A 14,846-nucleotide genomic window follows, 5' to 3' on the forward strand; every position below is an offset into this window, starting at 1 on the left:
ATGAAAAAAAACACTATAAACTCGGATACTCTTCTTAACTTAATTTCTAAACACTCTCCTGATATGCTATGGATAAAAGACTTAAAAGGTCGTTATTTATATGCAAATAATGCTATTTGTAATGGTTTATTAATTGCAACCCCAGATGAAGCTCTTGGAAAAACTGATATATTTTTTGCTTTAAGAGAAAGAGAAAAATATAAAGATAATAAAAATTGGCATACATTTGGAGAGTTATGTGCTAATACTGATTTAGAAACTATAAAATATATGAGACCACTAAGATTTCTAGAAAATGGAAATATTCAAGGAAAAATGACATATCTTGAAGTTGATAAAGCTCCATTTTTTGATGAAAATAAAAATTTAATTGGAGTTATAGGAACAGCAAGAGATATTACGCAACAGATACTCTTAAAAGAGAGAAATGAATATCTTATGTATTTTGACCAACTAACATCTCTTCCAAATAGACAAAAAATTATTTTAGATATTGAAAATAAAAAACCTAAATCTTCTATTGTTTTTAATATTGACGATTTCAAAGAGGTAAATGATTTTTTTGGTACAAATAATGCTGATAAAATCTTAAAAGATATAGCTTTAAGATTTATAAAATATGAATACACTGCATATAGAATAGATGGTGATGAATTTGCTATTTTATTTTTTGATGAAAAAACAGAAGAAGAGTTACAAAATGAAGCACTTAAGATTATAAATTTATTAGATAGTGAACCTTTTTATATAGATGATAAAACAATTTTAATTACCTTTTCAATCGGTATTGCAAAAAGCGATGAAAAACTTTTAACAAAAGTAGATATTGCTGTAAATAATGCAAAAACTTCAAATAATCATATTTGTATTTACGAAGAGAGTAAAAATATAGAAGAGAAATATAAAGAAAATATTGAACTTGCAACTCAAATAAAAGAAGCGATTTTAGAAAATAGAATTATTTGTCATTATCAACCTCTTTTAAATATAGAAAATAGTGAAATTTACTCTTATGAGAGTTTAGTAAGACTTATAGATGACAAAGGAAACGCTATTGCTCCATATAAATTTTTAGATTTTTCTAAAAAAATAAAACTATACTCAAGTATTACAAAAATAGTTGTAAGCCAAGCTTGCAAAACATTCCAAAATAGAGATGAAAACTTCTCTATAAATCTAAGTGTTGATGATATAAAAGATTTAGAAACTGTTGATTTTATATTAAAAACTATAAAAGATACAAACACATCTTCTAGGGTAACTTTTGAGATTTTAGAGTCAGAAGGTATAGAAAACTATGAAGAAGTTATCTCTTTTATAAATCAAATAAAATCTTTAGGTGCAAGAATCGCAATAGATGATTTTGGAACAGGATATTCAAATTTTGAGCACCTTTTAAGACTAGATGTTGATTATATTAAAATTGATGGTTCTTTAATAAAAAATATAGTTACAGATGATAAACATAGATTAATTGTTGAAACAATAGTTAGTTTTGCAAAAAGAATTGGAATTAAAACAGTTGCTGAATTTGTAAGCGATGAAAAAATATTGCAAACAATAAAAGAGATAGGGATTAGTTGTGCTCAAGGTTATCACATAGGAAAACCAGAAACTTTAGTATGAAAAAATTATTATTTATTTTTTTTAGTTTTAGTTTTATATTTTTAAACGCAAATGATATCCAAAAGGCATTTTTAGTAGCAGTTTATGATGAAAATAGAGTTGAAAATGTTCAACACAAAATTAAAACAGATTTTCAATATAGAGGTGAAGTTTTTTTCAAAGTTGCTGTAATAGGAAATTATAATAAAAATGTAAATGTGATAACAAAAATAAATAACTCAAATGGAAAATTAATAAATACTCAAGAACTGTACAACAATTTAACAAAAAAAATATATGGATATGAACTAACTTTCAGGCATTTAGATGTAGAAAAAGGTTACTTTGAAGTTTTTATAGATGGAAAATTATATGACACAAAAGTTTTTGTAAAATAAATTTTACCAAATTAGAAATTTAATCATAAGCATAGCATTAAAATAGCAAACTTTAAGTTTATAAATTGTAAAATTTCATTGATCAAGAGGTTTTATCTACGACTTATCTCTCCTTAGTTAAAATGTAACAATTTTGGATAAAATCTCTTTCAAAGGTCGTTCTATTAAATGTTAAGTTTATGCAAAGAATTTATTTTATTATTTAAAACTTAATATAAAAGGGGTTTCTCTCAACCCCTTTTTTTTCTCCCTTAATAATTAAAAGGTGGTTTCCCCCCCCCACCTTTTTTTATGCCAAATTTTCTAAATTTTTATGATTTTGTTTATTTCATATATGGTTTTAAAACTTCTGGAATTTTAACACTTCCATCAGCTTCTTGATAGTTCTCCATAATTGCCAAAAGAGTTCTTCCAACAGCTAGACTTGAACCATTTAAAGTGTGTGCAAATATATTTTTCTTATCATCTTTATATCTTATTTTTGCTCTTCTTGCTTGGAAATCTCTTGTATTTGAGATTGAAGATATCTCTCTGTATCTATTTTGACCAGGAAGCCAAACTTCTAAATCTATTGTAACAGCTGCTCCAAATCCTAAATCTCCTGTACAAAGTTGTACTTTTTGATGAGCAAGACCTAGTGAAGTTAATAAATCACTAGCGCAATTAACCATCTTTTTAAAAATCTCATCTGATTGCTCTTGTGAAGTAATTGCTACCATTTCAACTTTATCAAATTGATGTTGTCTTATAAGTCCTCTTGTATCACGTCCTGCGCTTCCAGCTTCTTTTCTAAAGCAAGGAGTATATGATGTAAGAAGAAGCGGAAGTTCATTTTTATCTAAAATCTCATCATTGTATAAATTTGTAAGACTAACTTCTGCTGTTGGAATAAGATACAAATCTTCTCCTTCTATTTTAAACAAATCATCTTCAAATTTTGGAAGCTGACCTGTTCCTAAAAGAGAGTTTGAATTTGCCATAAAAGGTACATACCACTCATTAAATCCTCTCGCTCTATTAAAATCTAGCATATAGTTTATCAAAGCTCTCTCTAGTCTTGCTCCATCGCCTTTAAGTGCTGTAAACCTTGATTTTGCTAACTTTACACCTCTTTCAAAATCAAGCCAATCACACTTCAAATCCCAATGCTCTTTTGGTGTAAAATCAAAAGTTGGTTTAGTCCCAATAACTTCTAAAATTACATTTTCATCTTCATCTGCACCAAATGGTACATTTTCATCTGGAAGATTTGGAATTCCTAAAACAATAGAAGATAGCTCTTCTTCTAAAACTCTAACCTCATCTTCCAACTCTTGTTTTCTATTTTTTAAGTTATTTATTTTTTCTTGAAGTTCTGCAACATCAAGATTCTCTTTTTTGTATCTAGGAAACTCTTTTGAAAGAAGATTTTGCTCAGCTGTTACTTCTTCCATAATTTGTCTTTGTTGTTTTGTATTTTGTGCCAAAGTTTTTAAGTTTTCTAAAACCTCAATAGAAACACCTTTTTTTTGTAATGAAAGACTAGTTTTTTCAAAGTCATTTTGTAATAGTTTTATATCAATCATATCAACTCTTTTTTTAATTTTTGTGCGATTATATCTAAAAAACATACCATATAAACTGAAATATAATCATTTAATTAAGATGCAACTAAGTTGCATTAAAATAGAATTCACTTTCTGCAACTGAGTTGCATTATAAATTATTATCAAAGGATTATAATGAAAATTAATAAAAAAGTTATCTCTTTATCATTAGTAATATCGCAATCTCTACTTTTTGCAGATACCTCTATCCTAGAAGAGTTAAAAATTGAAGAAAAAAAAGAATTTAAAACAAATTCTACTAATATTGATTTACAGGAAGTTGAGCAAAATCAAGCAAATTCTCTTACAGAAATATTTAAAAATAACTCTTCTATTGAAGTTGGAGGAGGAGCTATAAATGTGCAAAGAATATATTTAAGAGGAATTGAAAGTTCAAATTTAAATATATCTTTAGATGGTTCGAAACAGGGTAAGAATATGTTTCAACATAGAAGTAATGAGATTGGAATTAATCCTGATTTATTAAAAGTTGTTGATGTAAAGACTTCACCTGATGCTTCAAAAGCAGCAGCATTAGGAGGAAGTATTGAAATGACCACAAAAGATGCACAAGATTTTCGTAGAGGTGATAAAAAATATGGAGCAATATTTAAAACAGGATATAACACAAATGCTTATACAAAATATGGTAATGCAACTGCATATCAAGTTTTTAACAATAATCTAGGTGCATATATAAGCGTAAGTGGTGTAAATAGTGATAATTATAAAGATGGAAATGGAAATAGTGAAACAGCTACAGCTTACCATGACAGAGACTACTTATTTAAAATCAGTTTACTAGATAAAAATAATCATGATTTAAGATTGACAATAAATCAAAATGAAAATAGTGGAAATTCAAGATGGGCTGGAACAGAGTATAGACCACAACCCAATCAACTTGAAAAAATTATATCAACTACTACAAATTATGCTTTAAATCACAATTATAACCCTAATAATCTATTAAATTTAGATACAAATTTGAATTTAACAGATATATCTTTAAAAAGAGAAAATGCCAATAACAATGATGGCAAAAGAGATTATGACAATAAAAATATAGGATTAAAACTGCAAAATCATTTTGATTTTGATATATCTTCAACAACAAATAGAGTATCTATTGGAGGTGAAATTCAAAAAGAAAATGGAAAAGGTAGTTTTTATATATCTGATTTAAAACCTGCTGATAAACCTAGAACAAAATACTCCGATTTAAATTCACAAAATAAAGCTTTATTTATTCAAAATAGAACTGAAATTGGACCTTTAGGTATAAACTATGGTTTAAGATACGATTATTATAATTTTGAAACAGGGCTTGGAAAACAAAGTGATGATACATTCTCACCAAATATTGGTCTTGATTATGAAATCACAGAAAACTCTTTGATTTATGCAAACTATGGAAAAGCTAGTAGAATGACTGGACTTATTCCATTTACTTGGGCTTTAAATACAAAAATTGGTTCAACTTACTCTAAAGATTTAAAAGCTGAAAAATCAAATAGATATAAAATTGCTTATAAATATAATAAAAGAGATACTTTTTTAAATGATGATTACATTACTTTTGATCTAAATCTTTTTCAAACAAAAATTAATGATTTTATAGTTTCTAAAGATACAAATTGTAATTCAGGAAAATGTGGAAGTGGTGAAGGCGGATGGACTTTGCAAGATATTTATAACAAAGATGATGAATTTAAATCAAAAGGATTTGAAATAAAAACTTCATATAACTATGATATTTTTTCAACATCTTTTGCTTATACTCAAATTGATACAAACAATAATCCTAGCGATACAAATAATAGCTCAGAGATAAATGAAGACCAATATATAAGAAGAGTTGGTGGATACGATAGCAAAAAATTTGTTTGGAATTCTCAACTTGAACTTTCTAATAAATTAGCAGTAGATTATACTTTAAATGCTGTTAATGGTACTGATGTCCTAGATAGTAGTAATAATGAAATAAAAAGAGCTGGTTACACTACGCACGATGTTAGTATGAAATATAAGTTAAATTCAGATTGGACTTTATTTGCAGCTGTTAATAATTTAACAAATAAACAATATGCGAATGCAACAACAATCTCTACAAAAAATCAAGCAAATGTGTATAGATATGAAATGGGAAGAGATTATAGATTTGCTGTTAAATACGAGTTTTAAAAGTTAAAAATAAGTAAAAGATTTTATCAACTTAAGTATCATAAAGAGAATTAACTCTCTTTATGGTTTTTAATAACTTAGGTTTTGATAATCTTTGTTTAAAAGTTTATCAGCAACAACTGGTGGCTTTGCAACAGTAATATTTTGTATTAAATCAGCTTCTGTTTTTCCAGCATTTGGTAAAAATAGTGGACAAACTTCAACTTTTGCTCCATCTTTAATTAAAGCTTCTAGCATCATTTTAGGTGATTTGTCTTGAGGTTTTAATTTTGGGCTTTCGCTATTTTTTAAAGCAAGATTTGCAGCACTTGAACATAAAACCATATTTACCTCTTTACCTTTTTTTAAAGTCATAGAAGACAATACCATTCCCATCATCTGTGTTTGAGCATCTTCTGATGTAATCATTACATTTAAACCTTTAGCGCTATTGTCATTAGCATTAGCAGTTATTCCTAAAATTAAAACAGCACTTAAGCTTAATAATATTTTTTTCATAAAATTTCCTTTTTCTAATATTCTTTTAATTTATAATTAAAAGTTATTAAGTTTATATAATTAATACTTATTTATAGATAAAAAAGAACGCTTTATTTTTATAATGAAAACTTTTTATAAAGTCTAAAAAATAGTAGAATTGTTTTTATTTGAATATAGATAAATGGAACCATAAATAAAAAATATATTAATGAGTATTTATCAATAATATTGTTATGAACCAAACCTATATTTATAAAAAACATTCCAAATACAAAAAATGCAACACCTGGACAAATTAATGCAAAAGATAGTGCAGATTTTTCATTTGATTTTATAAACTTTTCAAAATATCCAAGCTTTTTCATAATAACTAAACCTAAAATTCCAAATACTATTTGTAAAGATAGTATTGTTGAAGTTAAAACAAATAGTGATGATTTATCGCTTATTGCATTTAAATTGTGTTCAAGTCCAAAATTTAGTCTTATAAATGTAATTCCAAGAAGTGTTAATATTGGAATCATAATCCATAAAGATGGAGCTGTTTCAACTGTAACACCATGTTCAAACATATTTTTAAAACCTAAGATTATTTTTATAAAAATCAACACAATTGATAGTGATGCAAAAAATATAGCTCCAAATATTCCAACTGCATTTATAGCAATATTTGAACTCATAGCTCCAGGTGCTGCAAATCCAACTGCTATCATAGATAGTGCAAATATTGAAATCATTTGTGTTAAGTTGTTGTTTTTTGTAAAATCAAAATCACCATTAATAATCAATCTTGAAAAATAGTCAAAAAATATTTTTAAAGCAAAATATCCATTAATAGCAAATCCAATAAGTGCAAATGGAAACAAATACTCAACAAAACTCCATAAATTTGGTACAAAAACAGCTCCTAAAACAAAACCAACATTTATACTCATTGTATATGTTAATGGCAGTGCCATAATACTAATTTGACCATTTGATTTAATCAAAGCTTTGTAAGCATCACTTTTTTTATATAGTAAATATTGTTTTGTATTCCAAACTAAAAGTTTAAAATGAATAAATGCAAATGCTAAAATAAAAACTAAAGAAAATGCAGTTACTAAACTAATATAATCACCTTTTTCTAAAGCGCTAAAGACATATTCGAAAGTTGCCATTGGAGTTGTTGGATGTGGAACTAAAAACATTAGGTACATAAAAAATGATACACTAAGTCCTCCAGCACCAAGTGCTCCTAAATAACAAGTTGGAGAAAATTTATCTCTTAAAATCATTACTTTTCCTTTATTTTTTTATAAATCACAAGGACTATTATACTTTAAAATTATAAATATATCATAATATTTATTTATAATAAAACAATACCAATGAAAATATTATTTCAATTAATAGATAATTTATTTTTATAATAGTATGATTTTTTTAACTTATAATATAAGCTAAAATAAATAGAATAGGATTTAAATATGAATCAAGAGATTATAAAAGCAATTCCTTCAAATAGATTGCAATTTTTTCCAGTTATGATGTTTGCAACAGTTATGGGGCTTGGTGGTTTAACTTTAGTTTTTGAAAGGTTAAATCATGTTTTTTTATTTCCTACTATTTTTGCTACAACTTTTTTGATTATTACTACAACTTTATTTTTTATAATTGTTTTTACATATCTTTTAAAAATTATAAAATATAAAGAAGAGGTTTTAAAAGAGTTAAATCATCCTATAAGAATAAACTTTTTTGCAGCAAGTTCAATATCAATGTTAATTTTATCTGCTGCATTTAGAGAATACAATTTAGATATTTCATTATACTTTTTTTATTCTGGAGCAATTTTACATATATTTTTCACATATTATACTATTAGATTTTGGATAAATAATAGTTTAGAAATTGTTCATTCTAATCCCGCTTGGTTTATTCCTATTGTTGGAAATTTAATAGTTCCTATCGCAGGAGTTGGCTTTTTGGATAACTCTATTTTAATTTTTTATTTTTCAATTGGAATATTTTTTTGGATAATACTATTTTCAATAATTTTAAATAGAATCATTTTTCATAATCCATTTGCTGCTAAATTTATGCCAACAATGTTTATTTTGATAGCACCTCCTGCAATAGGATTCATCTCATATATAAAATTAACTGGAAATTTAGATTTTTTTGCACAAATTTTGTTTAGTTTAGCTCTATTTTTTACTATTTTACTTGCATTTATGTATAAAAATTTTGTAAAAATAAAATTTTTTATTTCATGGTGGGCTTTTACTTTTCCTTTAGCAGCTGTAACTTTAAGTTCTATCTTAATGTATGAATTAACAAAAAAAGATTTTTATATGTTTTTATCTTTTACTTTAACAATTTTTACAACTCTAATAGTAGCTTTAGTAGCAGTTGCTACAATAAAACATATATCAAAAAAAGAGATATGTATAATGGAATAAGTGCTACAAATTTAATTCAAGTTTTGCAATAGCACCATTTTTTCCATCTTCTCTATTTTTTATAGAAATTTTAGCATTTAGTGCATCACTTGCAATTTTTGCTAAATATAGTCCCAAACCTACACCATTTTCTTTTCCAACTTTTTTAAATGGTGCAAAAACATCTATATTTTCATCTATTCCAATACCTTCATCAATTACATTTAATATAACTTTATCATCTATTTTTTTTAGTTTAATTTTTATAGTTTTACCATCTGGAGTAAACTTTATAGCATTTTGAACAAAATTTTGTAATATCTGATTAAAAAGTGTTTCTTGAATAATAATGTTAAAACTAGATACATTTGAGCTAAATTTTATTGTAATGCTCTTTTTAGATGCAAGCATATTATAATCATTTGTTTTATATTTTATAAATTCAACCAAATCAATATTTTTTGGTTGTTCAAATTGTGCGCCTTCTGTTCTTCCAATATCCAAAATAGAGCTAATCATAATATTCATACCATCTATTTCTTTAATTGTAAGCTTAAGAGCATCTTCATATTGAGAAATCTCTCTAGGTTTTTTTAGCATTAACTCGTTTTTTAACTTCATTACAGCAAGAGGAGTTTTAAGCTCATGTGCTATTCCTATGAATAGCTCTTTTTTAAACTTTAGATAAGTTCCTATTCTATTTGTAAGAGAGTTTATAGAGTTTGCTAGAGTTAAAAACTCTTCAGGTAAATCTTTTTTATCAATCTGAGATAGTGAATTTTCATCCATATTTGATAGTTTTTTATTTATTTGTACAATCGGTTTTAAAAGTGATTTTGCAACTATTAGTGCATAAATTAGCATAAAAATAAAACCTGGAATTGCAAGAGCAAAAAAGTTTTTAAATATTATTAAATAAAGAATATCTTTTTCTAAACTTATATCTTTTGTAATTTGTAAAATTGCATTGTCATGCATTAAAAACTGTAATCTAATAAAAGATTTATCACCCTTTGAAAATTTTGAAAACTCAATTTGTTTTGTATTTTTATTGTTTTGTATTAATTCTATAATTTGAGAAGAAGATATTACATTTTGAAATTTATCAAAGCTTATATAGCCTTTTTCTATCTGTTTTGCTTGAAATAGTAAATTATCTTGAATGTTGTCATAAAATGAGTTTTTTGTATATTCAAAAAAAATAAAAGAGAGAATAATAACAAAAAGAGAAGTTGCAAATATAAGCTTTAGATAAAACTGCTTATAAATACTTCTACTCTCCATAATAAATCAGCTAAAGATTACTTTGGTTCTAATTGATTTGGGTAACAAAATCTGTAACCTCTTCTTCTAATAGTCTCAATAGTTGAGATATTTAAAGGTTTATCCATTTTTTGTCTAATTTGGTTAATCGCAACTTCAATAACATTTGGAGTAACTAATTCTGGCTCTTCCCAAATAGCATCAAGAAGTTGTTCTTTTGAAACAATTTGGTCTCTATGTCGTGCAAGGTGAGTTAAAACTTCAAAAGGTTTACCTTTTAGTTCAATTTCTACTCCAGCATATTCGATTTTTTCTTCATCTGGATTGATAATTAAATCATCAATTTCTATGATGTTTGTTCCACCAAATCTAAGTCTTGCTTCAATTCTAGCAAGTAAAATATCAAAATCAAATGGTTTTTTAATAAAATCATCTGCTCCTGATTTTAGAGCTTCTATTTCGCTCTCTTTGTCATCTCTAGCAGAGATAATAACAACAGCAGTTCTTGAACTTCTATTTTTTACAATTTTGCAAAGTTCAATTCCGTCTCCATCTGGTAACATCCAGTCTGTTAAAACTAAATCATAGTTTCTAATATCGATAAAATACTCAGCATCTTTATAGTTTTCAGCAGTATCAACTTGATAACCAAAATCTATTAATCCCTCTTGTAATGTTCTGTTTAATGTAATTTCATCTTCAATAATTAAAATTCTCATAAAAATCCTTAAGTTAAATTTAATCTTAAAATTGCTTGCAAGTATATCACAAAATTTTCAAAATTTAAAGCTTTTTTAAGGTAAATGTTAAAAATCGTAAATCTTTTTAAAAAAAATTATAAAATTATATAAAAATAAACTATTTATTAACTCGAAATGGATAAAATATCGCAATTTAATTTTAAGGAAAAAAATGAAAAAAATAGTTATGAGTTTTATTGCTTCAATTGCTTTAATCTCAACATTAAATGCAGCTGATTTTTATGCTACTGTTGATGGGGATAAAATTACAAAAGATGATATAAATGTTCTTTTGCAAGATCCAAGAGTTGATTTTGATAAACTTCCACAAGAAGCAAAGTCTCAAATTCTTGAAGGTGCAATAAATAGAAAATTAATTGCAAAAAAAGCAATAGATGATGGTATTGAAAAAGATCCTCAATATAAAGAAGCTATAGCAAAAATAAAAGAAGATTTAGCTCTTCAAGTTTGGCAAAAAAATGAGATTGATAAAATCAAATTTACTGATACAGAAAAAAGAGCTTTTTATGATGCAAATAAATCAAAATTTAATATTCCAGAGACATTTGAAGCATTTCATATTTTAGTAAATACAGAAGCTGAAGCAAATGCTGTTATAAAAGATTTAGAAAAAGCTCCTGCTAGCTCTAAAGAGACAAAATTTAAAGAGTTAGCAAATTCAAAATCAAAAGATGCAACTGCTAAAAATGGTGGATATTTAGGAAAATTTGCTGCTGAACAAATGGTTCCAGAATTTGCAATGGCTATAAAAGCTCTTCCAAAAGGTGGTTATTCTAAAAATCCTACAAAAACTCAATTTGGTTATCATGTAATATTTGCTAAAGAGATTTTCCCTGCAAAACAATTAACTTTCGATGAAGTAAAAGATAATATAAATCAAGCAATGATAGCCGAAAAATTTAATAAAAAAATTGATGAGTTAACAAAAGAGTTAAGAAAAGATTCTAAAATAGTAATTAAATAAGGAAAGAAAATGGGTGTTTTAGATGTAGTAGATGCTGGAGTTCTAACAGGAAGTGAAGCTAAAAAACTATTTGCTTATGCAAAAGAGCAAGGATTTGCAATTCCTGCTGTTAATGTTATAGGAACTGACTCTATAAATGCTGTTTTAGAAGCAGCATCAAAAGTAAAATCTCCTGTGATTATTCAATTTTCAAACGGGGGAGCTGGATTTTATGCTGGAAAAGGTTTAAAATCTAGTGATGCAGCAATTTTAGGAGCAATTAGTGGAGCGAACCATGTTCACTCTATGGCAAAAGCTTATGGAATTCCAGTAATTTTACATACAGACCATGCTTCTAAAAAACTTCTTCCTTGGATAGATGGACTTCTAGAAGCTGGTTTTGATTTTTTCAAAAAACATGGAAGACCTCTTTTTACTTCTCATATGCTTGACCTTAGCGAAGAGAGTTTAGAAGAAAATATTTCAATTTGTGTTGATTATTTTAAGAGAATGAAAGATATTGATATGATGATTGAAATTGAACTTGGAATTACAGGTGGAGAAGAAGATGGAGTAGATAACTCTGATGTTGATAATTCACTTTTATATACACAACCAAGTGAAGTAGCATTTGCTTATGAAAGCTTAAGCAAAGTTGGAGAAAATTTTACAATAGCTGCTAGCTTTGGTAATGTTCATGGTGTTTATAAACCAGGAAATGTTGTACTTAGTCCAAAAATACTAGATAACTCTCAAAAATTTATAGAAGATAAGTATAAAACTTCTAAAAATCCAGTTAATTTTGTATTCCACGGTGGAAGTGGTTCACTTTTAAGTGAGATTAGAGAAGCTATTTCATACGGTGTTATTAAGATGAATATTGATACAGATACTCAATGGGCAACTTGGGATGGAGTAAGAGCTTATGAAGCTAAATATCACGGATATTTACAAGGGCAAATTGGAAATCCTGAAGGTGAAGATAAACCAAACAAAAACTACTACGACCCACGAAAATGGTTAAGAGCAGGACAAGAAACTATGATAGCTAGACTTGAAACTGCATTTACTGATTTATTGGCTCTAAACAAAAACTAAAAACATAAATAAAAATTGATTAAAACCTAGGTTTTAATCAATTTTTGCTAAAATCTTTGAAAATTTCTCAAAAAAAGATACAAAATGATTACATTAAATGATATAAAAGATGCTAAAAAAAGGCTAGATGGTACAGTTTATAAAACTCCACTTATGAAAGCTCCTTTTTTAAGTAAAGAAAAGAATGCTGACATTTTCTTCAAAGAAGACAATCTACAACTAACAGGAAGCTTCAAATTAAGAGGAGCTTTTAATAAAGTTGCAATGCTTGATAATGAAAAAAAAGCTGCTGGAGTTGTAGCAGCAAGTGCTGGAAATCATGCTCAAGGTTTAGCTTTTGCAGCTTCTTATTTTAAATGTGAAGCAACTATTTTTATGCCAGAAGCTACACCACTTACAAAAGTTTTAGGTGTTAAATCTTATGGTGCTAATGTTGTTTTAACTGGTGAAAACTTCGATGAAGCATATGCTAGTGCAATAAAATTTGCAAAAGACAACAACAAAGAGTTTGTTCATCCATTTGCTGATGATGAAGTAATAGCAGGTCAAGGAACTATTGCTTTAGAAATTTTAGAAAAAATTGAAGATATTGACCAAATAATAGTACCAATTGGTGGTGGTGGATTAATATCAGGAATTGCCATTGCTGCAAAAAGTATAAAACCTAATATAAAAATAACGGGTGTTGTAGCAAGTGGTGCAAAAGGTATGAAAGAGAGTTTTGAAGCCAGAATGCCAATAGACTCATCAAGTGTTAGAACTATTGCAGATGGAATTGCAGTTCGTGATGTTAATCCAAAGTTACTAGATATTATTTTAGAATATGTTGATGAAATTGTTGAAGTAAGTGATAATGAAACAGCAAATGCAATTCTTTTTTTACTAGAAAAACATAAACTTATGGTTGAAGGAGCTGGGGCTGTTAGTGTTGCAGCTATTATGCACGATAAAGTAAATATAGAAAATAAAAAAGTATGTGCAGTTGTAAGTGGTGGAAATATAGATGTGACAATGCTTTCAATAATTATTGAAAAAGGTCTAATAAAATCTCATAGAAAGATGAATTTAATAGTGACATTAATGGATAAACCAGGTGCTTTAATGCATTTAACAGATGTTTTCACTCAATGTTCAGCAAATATTGTAGAGATTGATTTTGATAGGAATTCTGTTAAATTAGAATTTGGAGAAGCTTATGTCACTATTGCCTTGGCAACAAAGGGAGAAGAGCATCAAGAGCAAATAAGAGAAAATTTGAAACAAAATGGATATAGATTTAAACAAATTTAGATTAATTTTTTATATTTATAAAGATTTTAGAAAACAAATATTATAATCCTACATAATTTAGTAATCGTAGAAAAGAAAAAAGGAAGAAAATGGAAGGAAGATTGTTTACATTCTTAGGAACTATTGGTGGTCACGGACAAGAGTGGATAATTTTATCTCACTTTGTTTTAGTAATTGGAATTATTTTTCTAGTTTCTAGAATGGCTACAAGAAAAATGCAACTAGTTCCAACAGGAAGTCAAAATGTTATGGAAGCTTTTGTAGGCGGAATTGTATCTATAGGTACAGACTCTATGGGAGAAAAAAATTCTAGACTTTATATGCCACTAATTGGTAGTTTAGCTATAGTTATTTTTGTTAGTAATATGATGGGTGTAATCCCAGGATTTGAAGCACCTACAAGTAATATTAACTTTACTGCTTCTTTAGCTATCATTGTTTTTGCATATTACAATTATTTAGGGATTAAGAAAAATGGTTTTATAAACTATTTTAAACACTTTATGGGACCTTTACCAATATTGGCTCCTTTAATGTTCCCAATTGAAATAATTTCTCATTTTTCAAGAATTATTTCACTATCTTTCAGATTATTTGGATCTGTAAGAGGAGATGATATGTTCTTGATGGTACTTTTAATGTTAGTACCTTGGATTTTACCATTACCAGGATTTTTTCTTTTAACAGTAATGGGTGTTTTACAAGCATTTATTTTTAGTATCCTAACATATGTTTATATTGCTGGATCTATTATGATGGAAGAAGAGCATCACTAAGAAGTTCTTGGTCTAATAAATATAAAAAGGGAGTAAGTT

General features: G+C 27.0%; 13 protein-coding genes. 8 read left to right on the forward strand and 5 right to left on the reverse strand.

Features of this window, described 5'->3' with window-relative positions; all coding sequences use genetic code 11:
• Window positions 1–1,626 carry an EAL domain-containing protein gene (locus CJ670_RS03500; protein WP_105938864.1) on the forward strand — a complete coding sequence of 542 codons (1,626 nt, stop codon included), beginning with the start codon at window positions 1–3 and terminating at the stop codon, window positions 1,624–1,626.
• Complete coding sequence (locus tag CJ670_RS03505) at window positions 1,623–2,003, forward strand: hypothetical protein (RefSeq protein ID WP_105938865.1); 381 nt, start codon at window positions 1,623–1,625, stop codon at window positions 2,001–2,003. The genes CJ670_RS03500 and CJ670_RS03505 overlap by 4 nt, the downstream gene beginning before the upstream one ends.
• Window positions 2,004–2,326: 323 nt before the next feature.
• Here CJ670_RS03505 and serS read toward each other — a convergent pair whose 3' ends face one another.
• Window positions 2,327–3,568 (reverse strand): serine--tRNA ligase, encoded by a 1,242-nt coding sequence (gene serS, locus CJ670_RS03510; RefSeq protein ID WP_105938866.1) that lies wholly within the window; start codon window positions 3,566–3,568, stop codon window positions 2,327–2,329.
• A gap of 156 nt (window positions 3,569–3,724) precedes the next feature.
• Between serS and CJ670_RS03515 the strand changes: the two genes are divergently transcribed.
• Window positions 3,725–5,773, forward strand: a complete 2,049-nt coding sequence (locus tag CJ670_RS03515; protein ID WP_105938867.1) for a TonB-dependent receptor domain-containing protein — start codon at window positions 3,725–3,727, stop codon at window positions 5,771–5,773.
• Window positions 5,774–5,842: 69 nt separating this feature from the next.
• On the opposite strand, the gene CJ670_RS03520 is transcribed toward CJ670_RS03515, so the two are convergent.
• Window positions 5,843–6,271 (reverse strand): DsrE family protein, encoded by a 429-nt coding sequence (locus CJ670_RS03520; protein WP_105938868.1) that lies wholly within the window; start codon window positions 6,269–6,271, stop codon window positions 5,843–5,845.
• Window positions 6,272–6,369: 98 nt separating this feature from the next.
• Window positions 6,370–7,530 carry a TsoY family (seleno)protein gene (locus tag CJ670_RS03525; protein WP_105938869.1) on the reverse strand — a complete coding sequence of 387 codons (1,161 nt, stop codon included), beginning with the start codon at window positions 7,528–7,530 and terminating at the stop codon, window positions 6,370–6,372.
• 192 nt (window positions 7,531–7,722) lie between these two features.
• Here CJ670_RS03525 and CJ670_RS03530 point away from each other — a divergent pair, with 192 nt between their 5' ends.
• Window positions 7,723–8,697, forward strand: a complete 975-nt coding sequence (locus CJ670_RS03530) for an SLAC1 anion channel family protein (protein WP_105938870.1) — start codon at window positions 7,723–7,725, stop codon at window positions 8,695–8,697.
• Window positions 8,698–8,700: 3 nt separating this feature from the next.
• Here CJ670_RS03530 and CJ670_RS03535 read toward each other — a convergent pair whose 3' ends face one another.
• The gene (locus CJ670_RS03535) at window positions 8,701–9,960 is read right to left on the reverse strand and encodes a sensor histidine kinase (RefSeq protein WP_105911567.1); all 1,260 of its coding nucleotides are present in this window, start codon (window positions 9,958–9,960) and stop codon (window positions 8,701–8,703) included.
• A 17-nt stretch (window positions 9,961–9,977) separates the two neighbouring features.
• On the reverse strand, window positions 9,978–10,658 hold the full coding sequence (hsrA, locus tag CJ670_RS03540; protein ID WP_105911568.1) for a homeostatic response regulator transcription factor HsrA: 681 nt from the start codon (window positions 10,656–10,658) through the stop codon (window positions 9,978–9,980).
• A gap of 193 nt (window positions 10,659–10,851) precedes the next feature.
• On the opposite strand from hsrA, the gene CJ670_RS03545 reads away from it, so the two are divergent.
• From CJ670_RS03545 to CJ670_RS03560, 4 genes are all read left to right on the forward strand, one after another.
• Entirely contained in the window at window positions 10,852–11,664 is an 813-nt protein-coding gene (locus tag CJ670_RS03545; protein WP_105911569.1) for a peptidylprolyl isomerase, read from the forward strand.
• Between the two features lie 9 nt (window positions 11,665–11,673).
• Window positions 11,674–12,741: a class II fructose-bisphosphate aldolase gene (gene fbaA / locus CJ670_RS03550; RefSeq protein ID WP_105911570.1), complete on the forward strand. Its 1,068-nt coding sequence runs from the start codon at window positions 11,674–11,676 to the stop codon at window positions 12,739–12,741.
• Window positions 12,742–12,825: 84 nt separating this feature from the next.
• Window positions 12,826–14,031, forward strand: a complete 1,206-nt coding sequence (gene ilvA / locus CJ670_RS03555) for a threonine ammonia-lyase (RefSeq protein ID WP_105938871.1) — start codon at window positions 12,826–12,828, stop codon at window positions 14,029–14,031.
• An 89-nt stretch (window positions 14,032–14,120) separates the two neighbouring features.
• Window positions 14,121–14,807, forward strand: a complete 687-nt coding sequence (locus tag CJ670_RS03560; RefSeq protein ID WP_105911572.1) for a F0F1 ATP synthase subunit A — start codon at window positions 14,121–14,123, stop codon at window positions 14,805–14,807.
• Window positions 14,808–14,846 lie beyond the last annotated feature (39 nt).

The organism is Arcobacter cryaerophilus gv. crypticus (assembly GCF_002993025.1).
In the GTDB taxonomy this organism is placed as follows: Bacteria; Campylobacterota; Campylobacteria; order Campylobacterales; family Arcobacteraceae; genus Aliarcobacter; species Aliarcobacter cryaerophilus_B.

Bases quoted from the DNA above. Each gene is read 5' to 3' on its own strand.
- CJ670_RS03500 (WP_105938864.1), top strand. From the start codon at position 1: ATGAAAAAAAACACTATAAACTCGGATACTCTTCTTAACTTAATTTCT.
- CJ670_RS03505 (WP_105938865.1), top strand. From the start codon at position 1,623: ATGAAAAAATTATTATTTATTTTTTTTAGTTTTAGTTTTATATTTTTA.
- serS (WP_105938866.1), bottom strand. From the start codon at position 3,568: ATGATTGATATAAAACTATTACAAAATGACTTTGAAAAAACTAGTCTT.
- CJ670_RS03515 (WP_105938867.1), top strand. From the start codon at position 3,725: ATGAAAATTAATAAAAAAGTTATCTCTTTATCATTAGTAATATCGCAA.
- CJ670_RS03520 (WP_105938868.1), bottom strand. From the start codon at position 6,271: ATGAAAAAAATATTATTAAGCTTAAGTGCTGTTTTAATTTTAGGAATA.
- CJ670_RS03525 (WP_105938869.1), bottom strand. From the start codon at position 7,530: ATGATTTTAAGAGATAAATTTTCTCCAACTTGTTATTTAGGAGCACTT.
- CJ670_RS03530 (WP_105938870.1), top strand. From the start codon at position 7,723: ATGAATCAAGAGATTATAAAAGCAATTCCTTCAAATAGATTGCAATTT.
- CJ670_RS03535 (WP_105911567.1), bottom strand. From the start codon at position 9,960: ATGGAGAGTAGAAGTATTTATAAGCAGTTTTATCTAAAGCTTATATTT.
- hsrA (WP_105911568.1), bottom strand. From the start codon at position 10,658: ATGAGAATTTTAATTATTGAAGATGAAATTACATTAAACAGAACATTA.
- CJ670_RS03545 (WP_105911569.1), top strand. From the start codon at position 10,852: ATGAAAAAAATAGTTATGAGTTTTATTGCTTCAATTGCTTTAATCTCA.
- fbaA (WP_105911570.1), top strand. From the start codon at position 11,674: ATGGGTGTTTTAGATGTAGTAGATGCTGGAGTTCTAACAGGAAGTGAA.
- ilvA (WP_105938871.1), top strand. From the start codon at position 12,826: ATGATTACATTAAATGATATAAAAGATGCTAAAAAAAGGCTAGATGGT.
- CJ670_RS03560 (WP_105911572.1), top strand. From the start codon at position 14,121: ATGGAAGGAAGATTGTTTACATTCTTAGGAACTATTGGTGGTCACGGA.